Below are 20216 nucleotides of genomic sequence, written 5' to 3' on the forward strand. Positions count from 1 at the left end.
CAGGGCGCGGCCCGGTACGGCTTCCTCCGAGCCGCTGCGTGTATTTCGTTCGAGCGTCACAGCGGTGATCGAATGCGCATTCGCCGACGGGTTGTCGTTCCGTCAGCGGCGTCAGGCTGTCAGGACCGGGGTGAACCGCCCCCTGGGAGTACGTGCACATGTTCCGCCGTCGGCGAGGCAGCAGAGCGAAGTCCGACGCCGCGCGGACCAACGCCCTCGCAGGGCTCCCCATGCCGCCCGACACCGGAATGCCGAGCTGCCGGGCACCGGCCCCCGTATCGAGACGGACATCCGGGCCGTTACCAGGGGGTGACACCGCAGATCCTCTGCATGGACCGGCACCGCTCACGCGTACCGGCGTACGGCTGCGCCTCTACGGTGCCTCCAGCCACCCCTCGTACTCCGCGGCGAACGCGTCGAGTGCCGCGGGAGCCAGCCGTGCGGACGGGTCCTCCACCACCACCAGCCACTGGGCGTCCTCGGCGTCGTCCTCGCCCGCCAGGGCATCACGCACGAGCTGCGGTTCCTCGGTGACGCCGAACCTGTCGGGCAGCTCACCGGCGACTTCCTCGGCCGTGTCGCGGTCCGGCAGCACCAGCACATGTCTCACTTCGTTCACCCGCTCATTCTCCGGTACGCCCGGGATCTGCGGTCCGCCGGGGCGGCTGCCCCGCAGCGTTGTCACAAGGGCGTGGGATGCTGGAGGCGATGGCCACCAGACGTAATCCCACTGACGATCCGCTCGCCCCCGTCACGCTCGCCGTGGGCCAGGAGGACCTGCTCCTGGACCGTGCTGTGCAGCAAGTGGTGGCCGCGGCCCGCGCATCCGACGCCGACACGGACGTCCGCGACCTCACCCCGGACCAGCTGCAGCCCGGCACGCTCGCGGAGCTCACCAGTCCCTCGCTCTTCGCCGAGCGCAAAGTGGTCGTCGTCCGCAACGCGCATGACCTCTCCGCCGACACCGTCAAGGACGTCAAGGCGTACCTGGGCGCCCCTGCCGAGGAGATCACCCTCGTACTCCTGCACGCGGGCGGTGCGAAGGGCAAGGGACTGCTGGACGCGGTGCGGAAGGCGGGGGCGCGTGAGGTGGCGTGTCCCAAGACCACCAAGCCGGCCGAGAGGCTGTCCTTCGTGCGCTCGGAGTTCCGGGCGCTGGGACGTTCCGCCACTCCGGAGGCCTGTCAGGCTCTGGTGGACTCCATCGGCAGTGACCTGCGGGAGCTGGCGAGCGCTGTCTCGCAGCTGACCGCCGATGTCGAAGGCACCATCGACGAAGCGGTGGTGGGCCGCTACTACACGGGCCGGGCGGAGGCCTCCTCCTTCACCGTCGCGGACCGTGCGGTCGAGGGCCGGGCGGCGGAGGCGCTGGAGGCGCTGCGGTGGTCGCTGTCCACCGGCGTCGCCCCCGTCCTGATCACCAGTGCCCTGGCCCAGGGGGTCCGGGCGGTCGGCAAGCTCTCCTCGGCCCGGGGCGGCCGGCCGGCGGACCTGGCCCGGGAGCTCGGCATGCCGCCCTGGAAGATCGACCGGGTCCGCCAGCAGATGCGTGGATGGACACCGGACGGGGTGGCGGCGGCCCTGACCGCGGTCGCGGCGGCCGACGCCGGCGTCAAGGGAGGCGGGGACGACCCCGAATACGCCCTGGAGAAGGCCGTGGTCGCCATCGCCCGCGCAGCACGCTCCGGCGGCCGCTGACTCCCACCCGCAGGCGGCCCCCCCCCGTAGACGGACCACGTACGAAGGCCCCGGCCGACGTCCTGGGGAGGACGTCGGCCGGGGCCTTCGGTTCACGCTCGGTGCGCCGCACCCGCGTGGCGAACGCAGGTTCGGTGTGCGGCGCGGGGTGCCGGTCAGGAGCGGGAGAGAGGGCCCGCTGAGTCCGTTCCGGCGATCACATCAGTGGTTCAGCCCTGGAGGGCGGCAACCTTGAGCGCCAGCGCCGACTTCTTGTTGGCGGCGGCGTTCTTGTGGATGACACCCTTCGAGACGGCCTTGTCGAGCTGGCGGGAGGCGTCACGGACGGCCACGGTGGCCTTCTCGACGTCACCGGCAGCGGCAGCCTCACGGGCCTTGCGGATCGAGGTCTTGAGCGAGGACTTGACGGCCTTGTTGCGCAGGCGCGCCTTCTCGTTCGTCTTGTTCCGCTTGATCTGGGACTTGATGTTCGCCACGAAAGAGCCTTTTCAGGTTCGTTGGATCTCCTATGTGCGCCACGCCGCTTCTGAGGGCCACGAGGCACAGCTGCCCACGGTAGCAGTCACCTCCGGACCGGCCCAAACCGGTCGCGGCCCCGCAGGCGTGGGACCATGGAGGCTACGTATCGATCCGTCCGACCCGACTTCGACCCGAGACACGGCGTCCGGCGTCTCAAGAATCAGGACCCTGCGTGCCCGCGACTCCTACCAACGTGCCCGAGCCGAGCCGTACCGACCCGGCGCTGATCCGCAACTTCTGCATCATCGCGCACATCGACCACGGCAAGTCGACGCTTGCCGACCGGATGCTCCAGCTGACGGGAGTGGTCGACCAGCGGCAGATGCGCGCCCAGTACCTCGACCGGATGGACATCGAGCGCGAGCGCGGCATCACCATCAAGTCCCAGGCGGTACGTCTGCCGTGGGCGCCCACCGAGGGTGAGGGCAAGGGCCCGACCCACATCCTCAACATGATCGACACTCCGGGCCACGTGGACTTCACCTACGAGGTCTCCCGTTCCCTGGCGGCGTGCGAGGGCACCATCCTCCTGGTCGACGCCGCTCAGGGCATCGAGGCGCAGACGCTGGCCAACCTCTACCTGGCGATGGAGAACGACCTCACCATCGTGCCGGTGCTCAACAAGATCGACCTGCCCGCCGCGCAGCCCGAGAAGTTCTCCGAGGAGCTGGCCAACCTCATCGGCTGCCAGCCCGAGGATGTGCTCAAGGTCTCCGCGAAGACCGGTATCGGCGTGGACGCCCTGCTCGACCGGGTGGTCCGGGACGTGCCGGCCCCGGTCGGCGAAGCGGGCGCGGCCGCCCGCGCGATGATCTTCGACTCGGTCTACGACCCCTACCGCGGAGTCGTCACCTACGTCAGGGTCGTCGACGGCCAGCTCAACAAGCGTGAGCGCATCCGGATGATGTCCACGGGCGCCACCCACGAACTGCTGGAGATCGGTGTCTCCTCCCCGGAGATGACCCCGGCCGACGGCATCGGCGTGGGCGAGGTCGGCTACATCATCACCGGTGTGAAGGACGTCCGGCAGTCCAAGGTCGGTGACACCATCACCTCCCTGCACAAGGGGGCGACCGAGGCTCTGGGCGGTTACAAGGACCCCAAGCCGATGGTGTTCTCGGGGCTCTACCCCCTGGACGGCTCCGACTACCCGGACCTGCGCGAGGCCCTGGACAAGCTCCAGCTCAACGACGCCGCCCTGGTGTACGAGCCGGAGACCTCGGCCGCGCTCGGCTTCGGCTTCCGTGTGGGCTTCCTCGGTCTGCTGCACCTCGACGTGATCCGTGAGCGCCTCGAGCGCGAGTTCGGGCTGGAGCTCATCGCCACCGCCCCCAACGTGGTCTACCGCGTGGACATGGAGGACGGCAGCGAGCACATCGTCACCAACCCGAGCGAGTTCCCCGAGGGCAAGATCGACAAGGTGCACGAACCGGTCGTGAGGGCCACGGTCCTGGCGCCCAGCGAGTTCATCGGCGCGATCATGGAGCTCTGCCAGAGCCGGCGCGGCACCCTGCTCGGCATGGACTACCTCTCCGAGGACCGGGTGGAGATCCGCTACACCCTGCCGCTCGCGGAGATCGTCTTCGACTTCTTCGACCAGCTGAAGTCCAAGACGCGGGGTTACGCCTCGCTGGACTACGAGCCCACGGGTGAGCAGGCCGCCCAGCTCGTCAAGGTCGACATCCTGCTGCACGGCGACAAGGTCGACGCCTTCTCCGCGGTCACGCACAAGGACGCGGCGTACGCGTACGGTGTCCGGCTCGTCGCCAAGCTGCAGAAGCTCATTCCGCGGCAGAACTTCGAGGTGCCGATCCAGGCGGCCATCGGTTCCCGTGTCATCGCCCGTGAGACCGTCCGCGCCATCCGCAAGGACGTCCTCGCCAAGTGCTACGGCGGTGACATCTCCCGTAAGCGGAAGCTGCTGGAGAAGCAGAAGGAAGGAAAGAAGCGGATGAAGATGGTCGGCAACGTGGAGGTGCCGCAGGACGCGTTCATCTCCGTCCTGTCGACCGACGAGTCAGCCGGTGAGAGCAAGGGTAAGAAGTAGCGCCCGGCCCGCCTCCCGGGCATGTCCGGCGCCGCCTCCAGGCACGCCCGGTACGGCCTTCCGGGCCGCCCGGGCGGGCCGGCCGCACCTTCCCGGGCGAACCGGTCGGCACCTACCCGGGAGTAGCCCGACGGGCCCCCGTGCCGCGGACATCCGCGGCACGGGGGCCCGGTTCGTTATCAAGCGGCGGCCTGCCGCCTCTTACGCGACGGTCCCGCGCGTTCTACTCTGATCACCACCCGTTAGTTACTCGCCAGTTAAACAAGCAGGCCGAGCGGGAACGAGAAGCAGGACATACAAGCAGCAGCACCCATGAGCCGGTCGTAGCAATGCCGCAGGCCCGGAGGACGTCGTGAGCGACACACAGACCCTGATCGATAGCCGACCGCCCTCCGTGGCGACTCTCTTCACCGACCGCGTGGCGGCCACCCCGCACGGGGAGGCGTACCGCTATCCGGTGCCGGCCGCCTCCGGCCAGGGGCCGGACGAATGGAAGTCGCTCACCTGGGCGCAGGCAGCCGAGCGGGTCCATGCCATCGCGGCCGGCCTGATCGCCCTGGGGGTCCGGCCGGAGGAGCGTGTCGCGCTCGCCTCCTCCACCCGCGTCGAGTGGATCCTCGCCGACCTCGGCGTGATGTGCGCGGGCGCGGCGACCACGACCATCTACCCTTCCACCAACACCGAGGAGTCCGCCTTCATCCTGGCCGACTCCGACAGCCGTGTCCTGATCGCCGAGGACGCCGCCCAGTTGGCGAAGGCCCGGGAGAGCAGGGCCGAGCTGCCCGGACTGGCGCACGTCGTCGTCATCGATCCGGCCGGCGCCGAGCCCGCGGAGGGCGACCCCGCGGACTGGGTCCTCACTCTGGCAGGGCTCGAGGCCCGGGGCACCGAATACCTGGTGAAGAATCCGGACGCGGTCACCGACCGGGTCGCCGCCATCACCCCGGACCAGCTGGCGACGCTCATCTACACCTCGGGCACCACCGGCCGCCCCAAGGGCGTACGGCTGCCGCACGACAACTGGTCGTACATGGCCAAGGCGACCGTGGCGACCGGTCTGATCACCGCGGACGACGTCCAGTACCTCTGGCTGCCGCTCGCGCACGTCTTCGGCAAGGTGCTCACGTCCGGCCAGATCGAGGTCGGTCACGTCACGGCCGTCGACGGCCGCGTCGACAAGATCATCGAAAACCTCCCGGTGGTCCAGCCGACCTACATGGCGGCTGTTCCCCGCATCTTCGAGAAGGTCTACAACGGTGTCGCCGCCAAGGCACGGGCCGGCGGCGGCGCGAAGTACAAGATCTTCCAGTGGGCGGCCGGCGTCGCCCGCGAGTACGCCACCGTCTCGCAGGACAACTTCCGGCGCACCGGCAAGGCCTCCGTGCCCTTCGCGCTCGGCGCCAAGCACAAGGTCGCCGACACCCTCGTCTTCGCGAAGATCCGAGAGGCCTTCGGCGGCCGGCTCCGCGCCTGCGTCTCCGGTTCGGCCGCCCTCGCCCCCGACATCGGCCTCTTCTTCTCCGGAGCGGGCATCCACATCCTGGAGGGCTACGGGCTGACCGAGTCCAGTGCCGCCTCCTTCGTCAACCCGGGCGAGGCCTACCGCACCGGCACCGTCGGCAAGCCGCTCCCCGGCACCGAGGTGAGGATCGCGGACGACGGCGAGATCCTGCTGCGCGGACCCGGCCTGATGGAGGGCTACCACCGGCTGCCCGAGAAGACCGCCGAGGTGCTCGAGTCCGACGGCTGGTTCCACACCGGTGACATCGGCGAGCTCTCCGAGGACGGCTACCTGCGGATCACCGACCGCAAGAAGGACCTGATCAAGACGTCCGGCGGCAAGTACATCGCTCCGGCGGAGGTCGAGGGACAGTTCAAGGCGGTGTGCCCGTTCGTCTCCAACATCCTGGTGCACGGCGCGGACCGTAACTTCTGTACCGCTCTCATCGCGCTCGACGAGCCGACCATCCTCGGCTGGGCGCAGGAGAACGGGCTGGGCGGCAAGCCGTACGCCGACGTGGTGGCGTCGCCGCAGACGGTGCAGCTCATCGAGGGCTATGTGCAGCGCCTCAACGAGGGCCTGCAGCGCTGGCAGACCATCAAGAAGTTCCGGCTGCTGCCGCGCGACCTCGACATCGAGCACGGCGAGCTGACCCCCAGCCTCAAGCTGAAGCGGCCGGTCGTCGAGCGTGAGTACAAGCACCTCATCGACGACATGTACGCGGGCTCCCGCGAGGTGTAACAGCGAGGAGCGGGACGGGGCGGGGCCGGTGGGTGCGCGCGCACCCACCGGCCCCGCCCCGTCCCCTGCCGGCTCCGGCCACTTCCGTCACTCGGCGTCCACGGGCGCGTCCGGTCTGCCACTCTGTCGGGATACGTCAGCGGCGTTTCGCGAGACCGTCAGGAGCCGCACCGTGGGTCCCATTCCCCTGCAGCGGGACATCGCCCAGCGTCCCGGCACCGTCGTCGCAGGCCAGGGCGGCGACCCCCGTCCGGTCGCCCGCACGAGCCTGCCCGGAATCCCGCAGGCCTCGGCCGCGGCCCGCAGATTCGTCCGGGCCGCGCTCGCCGACTGGGCCGGGCTCGGCCTGCCCTCCACCGGTGAGTTCGGCGAACGGCTCACCGACGACGCGCTGACCGTGGCCAGCGAACTGGTCACCAACGCGGTCGTGCACGCCGGAACGACGGTCGAGCTGCTCCTGCGGCTGGAGGACTCCGCCGGGCCCGAGCCGGCCGCGCTGGTGCTGGAGATCACCGATCACCATCCGGCGCGGTCGGTGCGCGACAGCCGCGCCGAGCGGCCCGACCCCGCCGAGTACGGCCGCGGACTCCAGCTCGTGGCCACCCTCGCCGAATCCTGGGGGATCACCTACCGCACCGGGCTCAAGACCGTCTGGGCCCGTCTCCCCGGGGACGACCACTACGGACTGCCCGGCCCCCAGGCTGCCGACGACGCCTCCGGCGGGCGGGGGCCGGGCCCCGGCGGCATCCTCGTCCCCGTGTCCGGGCACACCGTGCGCGACGACGCGGGCTGGTCCGGGGGTGGCGGGCTGTCCTTCCTCGCCGAGGCGTCCGGCCTGCTCGCGGGCCAGCTCGACGAGGACCTGGTGGCTTCGACGGCGGGTCCGCTCCTGGTGCCCCGGCTCGCCGACTGGTGTGCGATATGGCTGGAGAGCGAGGGGGGCGGCCCGGCGGCCGTCCCCCGGCTCGCGGGTGTCTGGCACCGTGACGAGACCCGGACCGAGCTGCTGCGCCCCGCCCTGGAGAAGGAGCCGCTCCGCTTACCCGGAAGTGTCGGTACCGGCCCCGTCCCCATGCCGTGGCCCGTGAGCGCCACGACGCCGCGCGGGGACGGCGCCGGCGCCGCGCTCGCCCACCGGATCATCTCGGGCGGGCGCACGCTCGGCGCCGTCCTCGTCGGCCGCGAGGGTGCCGACCACATCCCCGAGGAGGTCGCCGCCCTCCTCGCGGACTTCGTGCGCCGGGTCGGCCTCGCTGTGGGGGCCGCCCGCGCCTACACCCGGCAGGCCACCATCAGCCGCATCCTGCAGCGCGGTCTGCTGCCCAGCAAGGTCGCCGAGATCCCCGGGGTCACCAGCGCACTGGTGTACGAGCCGGGGGGTGACGGCGTGGTCGGCGGCGACTTCTACGACCTCTTCCCGTGCCCCGGCGGCCGCTGGTGCTTCGTGCTCGGAGACGTCCAGGGCAGCGGCCCCGAAGCCGCCGTCGTCACCGGCCTCGCCCGGCCCTGGCTGCGCCTGCTGTCCCGGGAGGGCTACCGCGTCGGAGAGGTCCTCGACCGGCTCAACCGGCTCCTCCTGGACGACGCCATGGAAGCGGCCGATGCCGCGGCCCTGATGGTCGCGGCGGCGGGCGGTCAGCAGATCCCGGGCGACGCGCAGACGCAGGACGGCTCCCAGTCCCGCTTCCTCTCCCTGCTGTACGGCGACCTCGTGCCGCTCCCGGGCGGCGGGGTGCGCTGCACCGTGGCGAGCGCCGGCCATCCGCTCCCGCTGCTGCTGAGGCCCGACGGCTCCGTACGCCCGGCCGCCGAACCGCAGGTGCTGCTCGGAGTCGTCGAGGACGTGGCGTACGGCAGCCAGAGCTTCGACCTGGCCCCCGGCGACAGCCTTCTCTGTGTCACGGACGGAGTGACGGAGCGGCGCTCCGGGCGGCTGATGTTCGACGACGGCGACGGCCTCGCACGGGTGCTGGCCGGCTGTACGGGGCTTCCGGCCGCCGGGATAGCCGACCGGATCAAGCAGGCCGTCCACACCTTCGCCGAGCGGCCGTCCGACGACGACCTGGCCATGCTCGTGATCCAGGTCGACGGATACACGGACGACGGGAACGCGGATGTGCGGGGCAGCTCCGCCGGCGAGTGACAATGGACGGTATGCCTTCCGTACTGCCCGATGGTGAGCCCGTGCCCGACGACGGGGCACTGCCCCGCCACGCCCTGGAAGGCGCCGCCGGCCGGCCGCTCGGCTTCTACCTGCACGTGCCCTACTGCGCCACCCGCTGCGGCTACTGCGACTTCAACACCTACACCGCGACCGAGCTGCGCGGTTCCGGTGGCGCCCTGGCGTCCCGGGACAACTACGCCGCCCACCTGGCCGAGGAGGTCCGCCGGGCCCGCAAGGTGCTCGGCGACGACCCCCGCCCGGTCCGCACGGTCTTCGTCGGCGGCGGCACGCCGACCCTGCTCCCCGCCGCCGACCTCGTCCGGATGCTCGCAGTGATCCGTGAGGAGTTCGGGCTGGCCGAGGACGCCGAGATCACCACGGAGGCCAACCCGGAATCCGTCGATCCGGCGTATCTGGCGACGCTGCGGGAAGGCGGCTTCAACCGTGTCTCCTTCGGCATGCAGAGCGCCCGGCAGCATGTCCTGAAGGTCCTGGACCGCACCCACACACCCGGCAGGCCCGAGGCCTGTGTCGCCGAGGCCCGCGAGGCCGGCTTCGAGCACGTCAACCTCGACCTGATCTACGGAACCCCCGGCGAGTCCGACGACGACTGGCGGGCCTCCCTGGACGCGGCGATCGGCGCCGGCCCCGACCATGTGTCCGCGTACGCGCTGATCGTCGAGGAGGGGACCCAGCTCGCCCGGCGCATCCGCCGCGGCGAGGTTCCGATGACGGACGACGACGTCCACGCCGACCGCTACCTGATCGCCGACGAGGCGATGGCGGCGGCGGGCTTCTCCTGGTACGAGGTCTCGAACTGGTCCCGGACGCCCGAGGGCCGCTGCCTGCACAACGAGCTGTACTGGCGCGGGGCCGACTGGTGGGGTGCCGGGCCCGGCGCCCACAGCCACGTCGGCGGAGTGCGCTGGTGGAACGTCAAGCACCCCGGGGCCTATGCCCAGGCCCTGGCGGAAGGACGCTCGCCCGGGGCCGGCCGTGAGGTCCTCGGCGACGAGGACCGGCGGGTCGAGCGCATTCTGCTGGAGCTGCGGCTCGTCGAGGGCTGTCCGCTGTCGCTCCTGGCCCCCGCAGGCCGCGCGGCGGCAGGCCGCGCGGTGACGGACGGACTGCTGGAGCCCGGACCGTACGGGGAGGGCCGGGCGGTCCTCACACTGCGGGGCCGGCTGCTGGCCGACGCCGTGGTGCGGGACCTGGTGGACTGAGGGCCGCCGCGGACCGGACGGTCCGACGGCCGGAGCGGTCCGTACAGCCGCGCGAAGGCACAGGCCGCCACTCGGTGTCCGCGCGTCCGGCGGGGGACCGGTCTTCGGCCCCGGGCCGCCGCGGAGCCCCTACGGCACCGGGCAGTCCGCACGGGTGAGCGGTGTCCTGTCACCCGCGGCCCGGCCGCACACGATGCGGCTCCGCGCGTCCGGCCCCGGACGCGTGACCTCGACGACGTTCACGCCGTGCACCTTCTGGTCGGTGTAGGGAATCGTCCCCCGGAAGGTGATGGTCCCGGTCGGCATGTCGTGCAGGGCCACCGAGTACAGCGTCGCCCAGGTCTCCGCCGCGCTCCGGGGGGTGTCGCCGCGGGTCGCGGCGGTGTAGAGGACCGCCGTCGCCTGGTAGGAGATGACGGTCTGCCCGCTGGCGAACAGCTTGTCCTCGTACGGACGCTCCTTCGGCAGCGCGGGCAGCCGCTGCCCTTGGGGGAGCAGTGTTTCCAGCGTCTTGCGGGAGTCCTCGTAGAACGCCCGGCCGCCGCCCCGGCTCATGGGCGCGAGCGCGCCGTAGTAGAGCGTGACCTTGTCCGCGAGCTTCGTCGAGTCGTCGAAGCGCGCTTTGGTCAGGTCGTCGCCGGTGAAGACCGTGATGGCCTTGTCCGAGCAGCCGGCCGTCTGTCCGAGACCGGACATCAGCGTGTTGACGTCCTCGACCCGGCCGGCGAAATACAGGGCGTCGGGTACGCGTTCCGCTCCGCAGACAGCGTGCAGCGGTGCGTCGAGGTTGGCGGAGCCGCCGTCCTTGGACAAGGAGTACTGGGTGTCGGCGGTCACGGCGAAGCCGGATTCCTTCAGCATCCGCAGACCGACCCGCCGCTGCTCGGTGGTGTAGCGGTCCTTGTCCTCGTTGCCCACCTTCCTGGACAGGACGACCCCCTGCGGATCGTCCAGCCGGTCCGCCAGCTGGCCGGCGATCAGCCCGACGGCGTCCGCCTGTTCCTCGTCGGTCGTGGCCAGGCCGAAGTAGTTCGGGTACTCGCGGGCCAGGTCACTGCTGGAATTCGTGGTGTCCACCACAGGCAGTCCGGCGCGCTGGAGGAGCCCCGTCGCCGCCGCGCTGTCCGTGGTGTTGCGGCCCAGGCCCACCACGCCGACGACGGAGGAGTCCCGCCGGGCCACCTCGATGATCTTCTTCACCGCCGTCGTCTGCCGCAGCATGTCCTGGCCTCCGTTGGCGGTCAGGACCCGGAGCTTGACCGAACGGTTCGCCGTGTCGTTGACGAACCGCTGGTGGAGGTAGACGCCGGTCAGCTCCTCCAGCCCCTTGCGGGTGTCCTCCCTGTTCGTGGCCGTGCCGGTCAGCGGACCCGCGTAGACGACGGTGACGTGCGGTTCGTCCGCTCCGATACGGGCGTTCTGCTCCCGTACGGCCTGCTCGATCCGCTCGAAGGTGACGCTCTCGCCCACTCCGTTCAGCCGCAGGGAGTTGCCCGCGGCGAAACGCACCTCGGAGGCCGTCGCCACCCCGATGCACTCCTTGGCACCGCCGGGACCGGCCAGCCTGAGCGCGTCGGTGCTGCGGCCGACGAGCGGCCCGTGGCAGTACGTCTCCTTCCAGTGCTCACTCCACAGGAAGGTCCCCAGCAGCGCGCCGACCAGCACCAGGGCGACGGCCCTCCCCGACATCACCCACCAGGCCCAGGTCCGGCGGACCCGGTGGGTGACGAGCTGGACATGGGCGTGCTCGTGGGTCAGCTGCTCAGTGGGGAGGGGCAGCCGCAGCACCCAGGCGAGCCGGACGGCCGCCGCCGGGGCCTGGCCGACGCTCAGGTCCTCGACCCAGGTCTCGTACCGTGCGCGGGCGCCTGAACTGGCGCCGCTGTTCGCGGGCGGTTCCGGGGGCAGCGGCGGGGTGTGCCGCATGATCCGGTCGGCCGGCAGCGAGGCGAGGAGCAGCAGCGGGTCCACCTCGCTGCGCCGCGAGCGCACGTTGTTGATGGCGTTGATCAGCAGGATGCCGCCGTTGTCCTGGGTGGCCGTCGGCAGGAACACCACCGGCGGGACGGTGCGCTTGCTGCGCCGCCAGTCCAGGGCGTGCGCCCGGTAGCTGTCCAGCAGGTCCTCCAGCAGCGCCTGGACCCGCAGCTCCAGGTGGAACTGGCGCGCGTGCTCGTCGCCCGCCCCCGCGTCGGCCACCCGCTCCGCGACGGCGGCGGCCCGCGCCCGGATCACCCGCCACGAACCGCTGGGGGAGAAGCGCGACCAGCCGTCGGACGGATACGCGGTGCTCGACGCGGCGAGTGACGAGGTGGTCGCGAGCCACCTGCTGGCCGGGCGCAGCCACAGCAGCGGCGGCGCCACCCTCGTCATCAGCCGTACGACGGTCAGGCCCACCAGGGCCGCGGCCGCGACCAGGACGGTCAGCGCCCAGCCGATCTCGCCCAGCAGCACGCTGAGCACGGCGATGAAGACGGCGCCCAGAAAGGTCTCCGGGCGGACCGAGGCGCGCAGCGAGTCCCCCCAGCTGTTGCGCCCCGACCGGTTCGCCCGCCAGCGCAGGCTGCCCAGCTGTTCCAGGATGCGTTCGTCGCGGTCACGGTCGAAGCTCCGCTCCGGCTGCGCGACGACCGTCGCGGTGGCCTGCTCGATGGCGGCGAGCAACCGTGAGCGGGGAAAGGCGAAGGGTTTGTACTGCGAGGTGCCCCGGGCTTCCCAGGGCCGCTCGGTGAGGGTGCGGACCATGGAGAGCGCCGCTTCGTAAGGGGTGTCGCCGGTGCCGTCGAGCAGCTTCACCGGGACCCGGCGCAGCTGGTTCGCCCGGTGGACCTGATGGACGATCCGCTCGACCCGGACGTCGATCTCCGGGCCGGCGGAAGCGTCCTGTGCCTGCGCCACCACCAGAGGCATCACCGGCCGGTTGACCCGGTACCGGTCGATCAGCTGCTGCATGAGGTGGAAGACGGCGGAGGCCGCCTCGTTCTCCGCACTGTCCCGCCACACTTCGCGCGTCATCCGCCCCGTGCCTCCCCCTGTGCCCGGACGTGCCCTCACACCCTCAATAACGGATGGTGCGTGTGCGGCGCAGGTGTTCACGGGGATCGGTACCGGATCCTTCCCGACCGGCCCCGGGCATCAGGCAGGGAGAGTGACGAAGTCGATCAACTCCTCCACGCGGCCCAGCAGTTGTGGTTCAAGGTCCTTGTACGAGCCGACCTTGGAAAGAATGTGCTGCCAGGCCGCGCCGGTGTTCTCCGGCCAGCCCAGCGCACGGCACACGCCCGTCTTCCAGTCCTGCCCGCGCGGCACCACCGGCCACCCGGGAATGCCCACGGATGACGGTTTCACGGCCTCCCAGACATCGATGTACGGGTGCCCCACCACCAGCACGTGGGCGTCGGTCACCTGAGCGGCGATACGGGACTCCTTGGAACCGGGCACCAGATGGTCGACCAGGACACCGAGCCGGGCGTCCGGCCCGGGGGCGAACTCCCGCACGATCGACGGGAGATCGTCGACGCCCTCCAGGTATTCCACCACCACGCCCTCGATGCGCAGGTCGTCACCCCAGACCCGCTCGACGAGCTCGGCGTCGTGCCGCCCCTCGACGTAGATCCGGCCCGCCCGCGCCACCCGCGCCCGCGCCCCGGGAACCGCCACCGAGCCGGAGGCCGTGCGTGAGGGGCGGGCGGGGCCGCCGGCCGACGGGCGCACGAGGGTGACCGTCCTGCCCTCCAGCAGGAAACCGCGCGGCTCCATAGGGAAGACCCGGTGCTTGCCGAAGCGGTCCTCCAGCGTGACCGTCGGCCCCTGGGCCGTCTTCTCGCACCGGACCACCGCCCCGCAGAATCCGGTGACGGCCTCCTCGACGACCAGGTCGGGCTCGGCGGGGACCTCGGGGACGGGGGCGGACTTCTTCCACGGCGGGGTCAGGTCCGGCTGGTAGCTGCGCATGGCACGACGATAAACGGGGCCCTTTCACGACACGCCGAAGCGCCTGGCCAGTTGATCGCGCTGCGCCCGCACGAACGCCGCGCCCACCACCGCCCCGTGCCCCGGCACGTACACCGCGTCCTCGCCGCCCAGCTCCAGCAGCCGGTCCAGTGCGGCCGGCCAGTGCGAGGGCACCGCGTCCCGGCCCGCCTGCGGTTCGCCGGACTCCTCGACCAGATCGCCGCAGAGCACCACGGCGGGGGAGCCGGGCACCAGCACCGCGAGGTCGTGGCCGCTGTGGCCGGGGCCCACATCGGCCAGCAGCACCTGGAGTCCGCCGCCGAGGTCGAGCGTCCACTCGCCGCTCACCTGATGCCGCGGAGCCACCAGGGCGTCCGTGGCCGCTGTGGCGTCCGCCTCGCTCATCCCGTGCCGCAGCGCGTCCGCACGCAGCTCCCCGGCGCCCCGCCCCAGCAGCTCAGCCGTGCCGACCGCCCCGTAGACCTCCGCCCCGGAGAACGCGGCGGTGCCCAGCACATGGTCGAAGTGCGGATGGCTCAGTGCGATATGCGTCACCTTCCGGCCCAGCAGGGCCTCCGCCTGGGTCCGCAGCCCGACACCCTCCCGGAGCGTCGAACCGGTGTCGTAGAGCAGCACGGAGTCCGCTCCCGCCACCAGCGCGGCGGTCGCGTCCCAGACGGGAAGGCGCCGCCGTCCCGCACCGTTGCCCAACCGCTCCCAGCCGAACTCTTCCCAAGAGACGTCCATGCGGCGACGCTATCGGCAACGACCTGCGCAGTCCTGTGAGGGCGTGGCCGGTCGCCCTTGCCCCCGCCCCACCCCGCCCCCGTACACTGGCCGGGGGGAACGCTGGCACTCGAACGCGCAGAGTGCCAGGCAGACGCCGGAGAACCACAGCTGGAGGTGTGCGCGGTGCTCAGTGAACGCAGACTCGAAGTGCTGCGCGCCATCGTCCAGGACTACGTCGGCACCGAGGAGCCCGTCGGCTCCAAGGCGCTCACGGAGCGGCACAGCCTCGGGGTCTCCCCGGCGACTGTCCGCAACGACATGGCGGTGCTGGAGGACGAGGGCTTCATCGCGCAGCCGCACACGAGTGCGGGGCGCATCCCGACGGACAAGGGCTACCGTCTCTTCGTCGACAAGCTCGCGGGCGTCAAGCCCCTGTCGTCGCCGGAGCGGCGGGCCATTCAGAATTTCCTCGACGGCGCGGTCGACCTCGACGACGTCGTGGGCCGTACGGTCCGGCTGCTCGCGCAGCTGACCAGGCAGGTCGCCGTCGTGCAGTACCCCTCGCTGACCCGGTCGACGGTCCGGCACGTGGAGCTGCTGTCCCTGGCTCCGGCCCGGTTGATGCTCGTTCTGATCACGGACACGGGCCGGGTCGAGCAGCGTATGATCGACTGTCCTGCGCCTTTCGGTGACACGTCACTGGCCGATCTGCGGGCCCGGCTCAACAGCCGGGTCGTCGGACGACGCTTCGCGGACGTCCCGCGGCTGGTGCAGGACCTGCCGGAGTCCTTCGAGACCGAGGACCGGGGAACCGTGTCGACGGTGCTCTCCGTCCTCCTCGAGACTCTGGTCGAAGAGACGGAGGAGCGGCTGATCATCGGCGGCACCTCCAATCTCACCCGCTTCGGGCACGACTTCCCTGTGATGATCCGGCCGGTGCTGGAAGCATTGGAGGAGCAGGTCGTGCTGCTGAAGCTGCTCGGTGAGGCAACGGACTCAGGCATGACCGTACGGATCGGGCACGAGAACGCCCACGAGGGCCTCAACTCCACGTCCGTCGTCGCGGTCGGCTACGGTTCGGGCGACGAGGCAGTCGCCAAACTCGGCGTGGTCGGACCGACCCGCATGGACTACCCCGGAACGATGGGAGCGGTACGCGCAGTGGCACGTTACGTCGGACAGATCCTGGCGGAGTCGTAAGTGGCCACGGACTACTACGCCGTACTCGGCGTGCGCCGCGACGCATCTCAGGACGAGATCAAGAAGGCATTCCGCCGGCTCGCACGCGAGCTGCACCCGGATGTCAACCCGGATCCGAAGACCCAGGAGCGGTTCAAGGAGATCAACGCCGCTTACGAGGTGCTGTCGGACCCGCAGAAGAAGCAGGTCTACGACCTCGGCGGCGACCCGCTGTCCCAGTCGGGCGGTGGCGGTGGCGCGGGAGGGTTCGGAGCCGGCGGCTTCGGCAACTTCAGCGACATCATGGACGCGTTCTTCGGCAACGCCGCGCAGCGCGGGCCCCGTTCGCGGACCCGGCGCGGCCAGGACGCGATGATCCGGCTGGAGATCGACCTCAACGAGGCGGCCTTCGGCACCACCAAGGACATCCAGGTCGACACGGCGGTCGTCTGTACGACCTGCAGTGGCGAGGGCGCCGCTCCCGGCACCTCCGCGCAGACCTGTGACATGTGCCGCGGCCGCGGTGAGGTCTCCCAGGTCACCCGGTCCTTCCTCGGCCAGGTCATGACTTCCCGGCCCTGCCCGCAGTGCCAGGGTTTCGGCACGGTCGTCCCGACGCCGTGTCCCGAGTGCGCCGGTGACGGCCGCATCCGCTCGCGGCGCACCCTGACCGTGAAGATCCCCGCCGGTGTCGACAACGGCACCCGGATCCAGCTCGCGGGCGAGGGCGAGGTCGGCCCCGGCGGCGGTCCCGCCGGCGACCTGTACGTGGAGATCCACGAGCTCTCCCACGCCGTGTTCCAGCGTCGGGGGGACGATCTGCACTGCACGGTCACCATCCCGATGACGGCCGCGGCGCTCGGCACCCAGGTGCCGCTGGAGACGCTCGACGGTCTGGAGGAGATCGACATCAGGCCGGGCACCCAGTCCGGCCAGTCGGTCCCGCTGCACGGGCGCGGCATCACGCACCTGCGCGGCGGCGGGCGCGGTGACCTCATCGTGCACGTCGAGGTCATGACCCCGACGAAGATGGACCCCGAGCAGGAGCGCCTCCTGCGGGAGCTGGCGAAGCTGCGTGGCGAGGAGCGGCCCACGGGGCAGTTCCAGCCGGGACAGCAGGGCCTCTTCTCCCGCCTGAAGGACGCCTTCAACGGCCGCTGAGATCCTCCGTCCCACCGCCCGCCGGTACCGGCGGGCGGTGCGGTGCGGTGTGCGCGGCGGCCGCCCGCCGGGTGAAAGGGCTGATTCGGCACGATCCGCCGGACGTGGCACGATGCGGTCATGTCCTTGGCGCTGACCGACCTCTGCCGGCACCTGATCGTGCAGGCCCCCATGGCGGGCGGTGTGTCGCGCCCGGAGCTGGTCGCCGCCGTCGCCGAGGCCGGGGGGACCGGTTTCCTCGCCGCCGGCTACAAGACGGCGGACGGGATGTACAACGAGGTCAAGCAGCTCCGGAGGCTGACCGGCCGTCCCTTCGGCGTCAACCTCTTCATGCCGCAGCCCCTGGTCGCCGACGCCGGCGCCGTCGAGGTCTACCGCCAGCAGCTCGCCGGTGAGGTCTCCTGGTACGAGACCCCTCTCGGCGACCCGGACTCCTGCGGTGACGACGGTTACGAGGCCAAGGTCGCGATCCTCCTGGAGGATCCCGTCCCCATGGTCTCCTTCACCTTCGGGTGCCCCGCCCGCGAAGTCCTCGAAGCGTTCACCGCCGCCGGGACGTTCACCGTCGTCACGGTCACCTCGGCCCAGGAGGCGCGCAACGCGCAGTGGGCGGGCGCCGACGCCGTGTGCGTCCAGGGGACCGAGGCCGGCGGTCACCAGTCCACGCACCGCGACGACCCGCAGGCCGGTCTCACCGGCACCGGACTGCTCTGCCTGATCACCGAGGTCCGCGAGTCCGTGCGGCTGCCGCTCATCGCGGCGGGCGGGCTGATGCGCGGCTCCCAGATCGCCGCGGTCCTGGCGGCCGGTGCCGACGCGGCGCAGCTCGGTACGGCGTTCCTGCCCTGCCCCGAGTCGGGAGCGCACCCGCTGCACAAGCAGGCCCTGACGAATCCGCTGTTCGTGACGACGGCCCTGACCCGGGCCTTCTCCGGCCGTCCCGCGCGCGGGCTCGTCAACCGGTTCGTCCGGGAGCACGGCCCGTACGCCCCCGCCGCCTACCCGCAGGTGCACCAGCTGACCAGCGGGCTGCGTAAGGCCGCCGCCCGGAGCGAGGACGCCCAGGGCATGGCTCTGTGGGCGGGACAGGGGCACCGGCTGGCACGCGAGCTGCCCGCCGGGGAACTGGTGGGCCTGCTCGCCGCCGAGACGGAAGCCGCGCGTGCGGCCGTGAGTGTGAGGAGTGCCCAGTGACGGCACCGGTCTTCGTCGTCGAACGGCTTGCAGAGGGGCCGGAATTCGTCCTGGACGGCCCCGAGGGGCGGCACGCCGTGTCGGTGAAGCGGCTGAACCCGGGGGAGGACGTGGTCCTGACCGACGGGCGGGGCCGCTGGGCGGAAGGCGTCGTACGGGCGGCCGAAGGCAAGGACAGGCTCGTCGTCGGCGGCCTGGGACAGGTGCACGAGGAGCCCGTTCCCACCCCGTCGATCACCGTCGTCCAGGCACTGCCCAAGGGTGACCGCGGTGAGCTCGCCGTGGAGACGATGACCGAGACGGGCGTCGACGCGATCGTGCCCTGGCAGGCCGCGCGCTGCATCACGCAGTGGAAGGGAGACCGCGGACTGAAATCCCTCGCCAAGTGGCGCGGTACCGCGCGCGAGGCGGGCAAGCAGTCGCGCCGGGTGCGCTTCCCCGAGGTGGCCGAGGCCATGACGACCAAGCAGGTCGCCGCCCTGCTGGCCGGGGCGGACTTCGCGGGTGTCCTGCACGAGGACCGTGACAGCGGCAGCGAGCCGCTCGCCACCGCCGAACTCCCCGCCCACGGCACGATCGTGCTGGTCGTGGGCCCGGAAGGCGGGGTCTCACCCCAGGAGCTGACCGCCTTCGCCGAGGCGGGAGCGCCCCCGTACCGGCTCGGCCCCAGCGTGCTGCGCACCTCGACCGCGGGGACGGCCGCGGCGGCCCTGCTGATGGGGCGCACCGGGCGCTGGAGCTGATCCCGCCCCGCCGGGCCGGATAGCATGCCGGTGTACTGATCACGAGGACCGAACGACCGAGGAGGCCGGGCCATGGCGGGAGAGCCGCAGACCGACTGCCTGTTCTGCAAGATCGTTACAGGGGAGATCCCGGCGACCGTCGTCCGTGAGAGCGATACGACCGTCGCCTTCCGCGACATAAACCCCCAGGCCCCGACGCACGTCCTGGTCATCCCCAAGGCGCACTACCCGGACGCCGCCGCGCTCGCCGCCGCCGAACCCCAGGTCGCCGCCGACGTGCTGCGCGAGGCCGGGCTCGTCGCCGCCGACGAGAAGATCGCCGGGAGTGGCTACCGCATCGTCCTCAACACCGGCGCGGGCGCCGGGCAGACCGTCTTCCACGCCCACGCCCACGTCCTGGGGGGCCGCGGGATGCAGTGGCCCCCCGGATAGACGCTCCCCACCCGTGTCCGTACGAGAACTCGTGATCCTCGGCACCGCCAGCCAGGTGCCGACCCGTCACCGCAACCACAACGGCTACCTGCTGCGCTGGGACGGTGAGGGCATCCTCTTCGACCCCGGCGAGGGGACCCAGCGCCAGATGCTGCGGGCGGGCGTCGCCGCGCACGACATCGACCGGATCTGTGTCACGCACTTCCACGGCGACCACGCGCTGGGTCTGGCGGGCGTGATCCAGCGGATCAACCTCGACCAGGTCCCGCACCCCGTCACCGCGCACTTCCCGGCGAGCGGACAGCGCTTCTTCGACCGGCTGCGGTACTCCACCGCGTACCGCGAATCGGTCGAGCTCACCGAGGCCCCGGTCGCCGCCGACGGCGTCCTGGCCACCACGGATGCGTACACCCTCGACAGCCACCGGCTCTCGCACCCCGTGGAGGCCTACGGTTACCGCCTCACCGAACCCGACCGGCTGCGCATGCTGCCCGCGAAGCTCGCCGAACACGGCATCGCCGGGCCCGACGTCGGGCGGATCCAGCGGGAGGGGTCCCTGCGCGGCGTTCCGCTGGAAGAGGTCTCCGAGACCCGGCGCGGACAGCGCTTCGCGTTCGTCATGGACACCCGGCTCTGCGACGGTGCGTTCGCCCTCGCCGACGGATGCGACATGCTGGTCATCGAGTCGACGTTCCTCGACGAGGACAGCCGGCTCGCCGCCGACCACGGCCACCTCACCGCCGGCCAGGCGGCCCGGGTGGCGAAGGAGTCGGGTGTACGGCACCTCGTGCTGACGCACTTCTCCCAGCGCTACTCCGGCCCCGACGCCTTCGAGCGCCAGGCCAGGGCAGCCGGCTTCGAAGGCGAACTGACCATCGCCCAGGACCTGATCAGGGTCCCGGTACCCACCCGCCACACGTAACGAGAACCC

Annotated in this window: 16 protein-coding genes; 11 read left to right on the forward strand and 5 right to left on the reverse strand. The window is 71.4% G+C overall.

Translation table 11 applies throughout. The features are described 5' to 3' along the window. Positions 1-373 precede the first annotated feature (373 nt). On the reverse strand, positions 374-619 hold the full coding sequence (locus ACF1FZ_RS28470; RefSeq protein WP_391776252.1) for a hypothetical protein: 246 nt from the start codon (positions 617-619) through the stop codon (positions 374-376). A gap of 89 nt (positions 620-708) precedes the next feature. On the opposite strand from ACF1FZ_RS28470, the gene holA reads away from it, so the two are divergent. Next, positions 709-1698, forward strand: a complete 990-nt coding sequence (gene holA, locus ACF1FZ_RS28475) for a DNA polymerase III subunit delta (protein ID WP_391776253.1) — start codon at positions 709-711, stop codon at positions 1696-1698. A gap of 209 nt (positions 1699-1907) precedes the next feature. Here holA and rpsT read toward each other — a convergent pair whose 3' ends face one another. After that, entirely contained in the window at positions 1908-2174 is a 267-nt protein-coding gene (gene rpsT, locus ACF1FZ_RS28480) for a 30S ribosomal protein S20 (RefSeq protein ID WP_014156344.1), read from the reverse strand. Between the two features lie 215 nt (positions 2175-2389). Between rpsT and lepA the strand changes: the two genes are divergently transcribed. From lepA to hemW, 4 genes are all read left to right on the forward strand, one after another. After that, positions 2390-4264, forward strand: coding sequence for a translation elongation factor 4 (lepA, locus tag ACF1FZ_RS28485; RefSeq protein WP_391776254.1), 1875 nt, complete (start codon positions 2390-2392; stop codon positions 4262-4264). A 352-nt stretch (positions 4265-4616) separates the two neighbouring features. Further along, a complete protein-coding gene (locus tag ACF1FZ_RS28490) occupies positions 4617-6506 on the forward strand; it encodes an AMP-dependent synthetase/ligase (protein WP_391776255.1) in 1890 nt (629 codons plus the stop codon). A gap of 172 nt (positions 6507-6678) precedes the next feature. After that, positions 6679-8649 carry a SpoIIE family protein phosphatase gene (locus ACF1FZ_RS28495; protein WP_391776256.1) on the forward strand — a complete coding sequence of 657 codons (1971 nt, stop codon included), beginning with the start codon at positions 6679-6681 and terminating at the stop codon, positions 8647-8649. Between the two features lie 11 nt (positions 8650-8660). Next, a complete protein-coding gene (gene hemW / locus ACF1FZ_RS28500) occupies positions 8661-9893 on the forward strand; it encodes a radical SAM family heme chaperone HemW (RefSeq protein WP_391776257.1) in 1233 nt (410 codons plus the stop codon). Between the two features lie 129 nt (positions 9894-10022). Here hemW and ACF1FZ_RS28505 read toward each other — a convergent pair whose 3' ends face one another. From ACF1FZ_RS28505 to ACF1FZ_RS28515, 3 genes are all read right to left on the reverse strand, one after another. Next, positions 10023-12908 (reverse strand): ABC transporter substrate-binding protein, encoded by a 2886-nt coding sequence (locus ACF1FZ_RS28505; protein WP_391776258.1) that lies wholly within the window; start codon positions 12906-12908, stop codon positions 10023-10025. A gap of 120 nt (positions 12909-13028) precedes the next feature. Then, the gene (locus ACF1FZ_RS28510; protein ID WP_391776259.1) at positions 13029-13847 is read right to left on the reverse strand and encodes a DUF3097 domain-containing protein; all 819 of its coding nucleotides are present in this window, start codon (positions 13845-13847) and stop codon (positions 13029-13031) included. A gap of 24 nt (positions 13848-13871) precedes the next feature. Next, positions 13872-14594 (reverse strand): MBL fold metallo-hydrolase, encoded by a 723-nt coding sequence (locus tag ACF1FZ_RS28515; RefSeq protein ID WP_391776260.1) that lies wholly within the window; start codon positions 14592-14594, stop codon positions 13872-13874. 165 nt (positions 14595-14759) lie between these two features. On the opposite strand from ACF1FZ_RS28515, the gene hrcA reads away from it, so the two are divergent. From hrcA to ACF1FZ_RS28545, 6 genes are all read left to right on the forward strand, one after another. Continuing rightward, positions 14760-15776, forward strand: a complete 1017-nt coding sequence (hrcA, locus tag ACF1FZ_RS28520; protein WP_362549380.1) for a heat-inducible transcriptional repressor HrcA — start codon at positions 14760-14762, stop codon at positions 15774-15776. Next, entirely contained in the window at positions 15777-16916 is a 1140-nt protein-coding gene (gene dnaJ, locus ACF1FZ_RS28525; protein ID WP_391776261.1) for a molecular chaperone DnaJ, read from the forward strand. Positions 16917-17036: 120 nt separating this feature from the next. Next, positions 17037-18110: a nitronate monooxygenase gene (locus ACF1FZ_RS28530; protein WP_391776262.1), complete on the forward strand. Its 1074-nt coding sequence runs from the start codon at positions 17037-17039 to the stop codon at positions 18108-18110. Then, positions 18107-18853: a 16S rRNA (uracil(1498)-N(3))-methyltransferase gene (locus tag ACF1FZ_RS28535; protein ID WP_391776263.1), complete on the forward strand. Its 747-nt coding sequence runs from the start codon at positions 18107-18109 to the stop codon at positions 18851-18853. The genes ACF1FZ_RS28530 and ACF1FZ_RS28535 overlap by 4 nt, the downstream gene beginning before the upstream one ends. 72 nt (positions 18854-18925) lie before the next feature. Beyond that, positions 18926-19285 carry a histidine triad nucleotide-binding protein gene (locus ACF1FZ_RS28540; RefSeq protein WP_391776264.1) on the forward strand — a complete coding sequence of 120 codons (360 nt, stop codon included), beginning with the start codon at positions 18926-18928 and terminating at the stop codon, positions 19283-19285. A 13-nt stretch (positions 19286-19298) separates the two neighbouring features. Then, complete coding sequence (locus ACF1FZ_RS28545) at positions 19299-20207, forward strand: ribonuclease Z (RefSeq protein ID WP_391776265.1); 909 nt, start codon at positions 19299-19301, stop codon at positions 20205-20207. Positions 20208-20216 lie beyond the last annotated feature (9 nt).

The organism is Streptomyces sp. NPDC014623 (genome assembly GCF_043088245.1).
Classification (GTDB): Bacteria; Actinomycetota; Actinomycetes; order Streptomycetales; family Streptomycetaceae; genus Streptomyces.

What these genes read in the sequence shown, in the direction of transcription:
- ACF1FZ_RS28515 (WP_391776260.1), bottom strand. Translation starts at nt 14,594, where the DNA reads ATGGACGTCTCTTGGGAAGAGTTCGGCTGGGAGCGGTTGGGCAACGGT.
- ACF1FZ_RS28530 (WP_391776262.1), top strand. Translation starts at nt 17,037, where the DNA reads ATGTCCTTGGCGCTGACCGACCTCTGCCGGCACCTGATCGTGCAGGCC.
- ACF1FZ_RS28540 (WP_391776264.1), top strand. Translation starts at nt 18,926, where the DNA reads ATGGCGGGAGAGCCGCAGACCGACTGCCTGTTCTGCAAGATCGTTACA.
- holA (WP_391776253.1), top strand. Translation starts at nt 709, where the DNA reads ATGGCCACCAGACGTAATCCCACTGACGATCCGCTCGCCCCCGTCACG.
- hemW (WP_391776257.1), top strand. Translation starts at nt 8,661, where the DNA reads ATGCCTTCCGTACTGCCCGATGGTGAGCCCGTGCCCGACGACGGGGCA.
- ACF1FZ_RS28505 (WP_391776258.1), bottom strand. Translation starts at nt 12,908, where the DNA reads ATGACGCGCGAAGTGTGGCGGGACAGTGCGGAGAACGAGGCGGCCTCC.
- ACF1FZ_RS28510 (WP_391776259.1), bottom strand. Translation starts at nt 13,847, where the DNA reads ATGCGCAGCTACCAGCCGGACCTGACCCCGCCGTGGAAGAAGTCCGCC.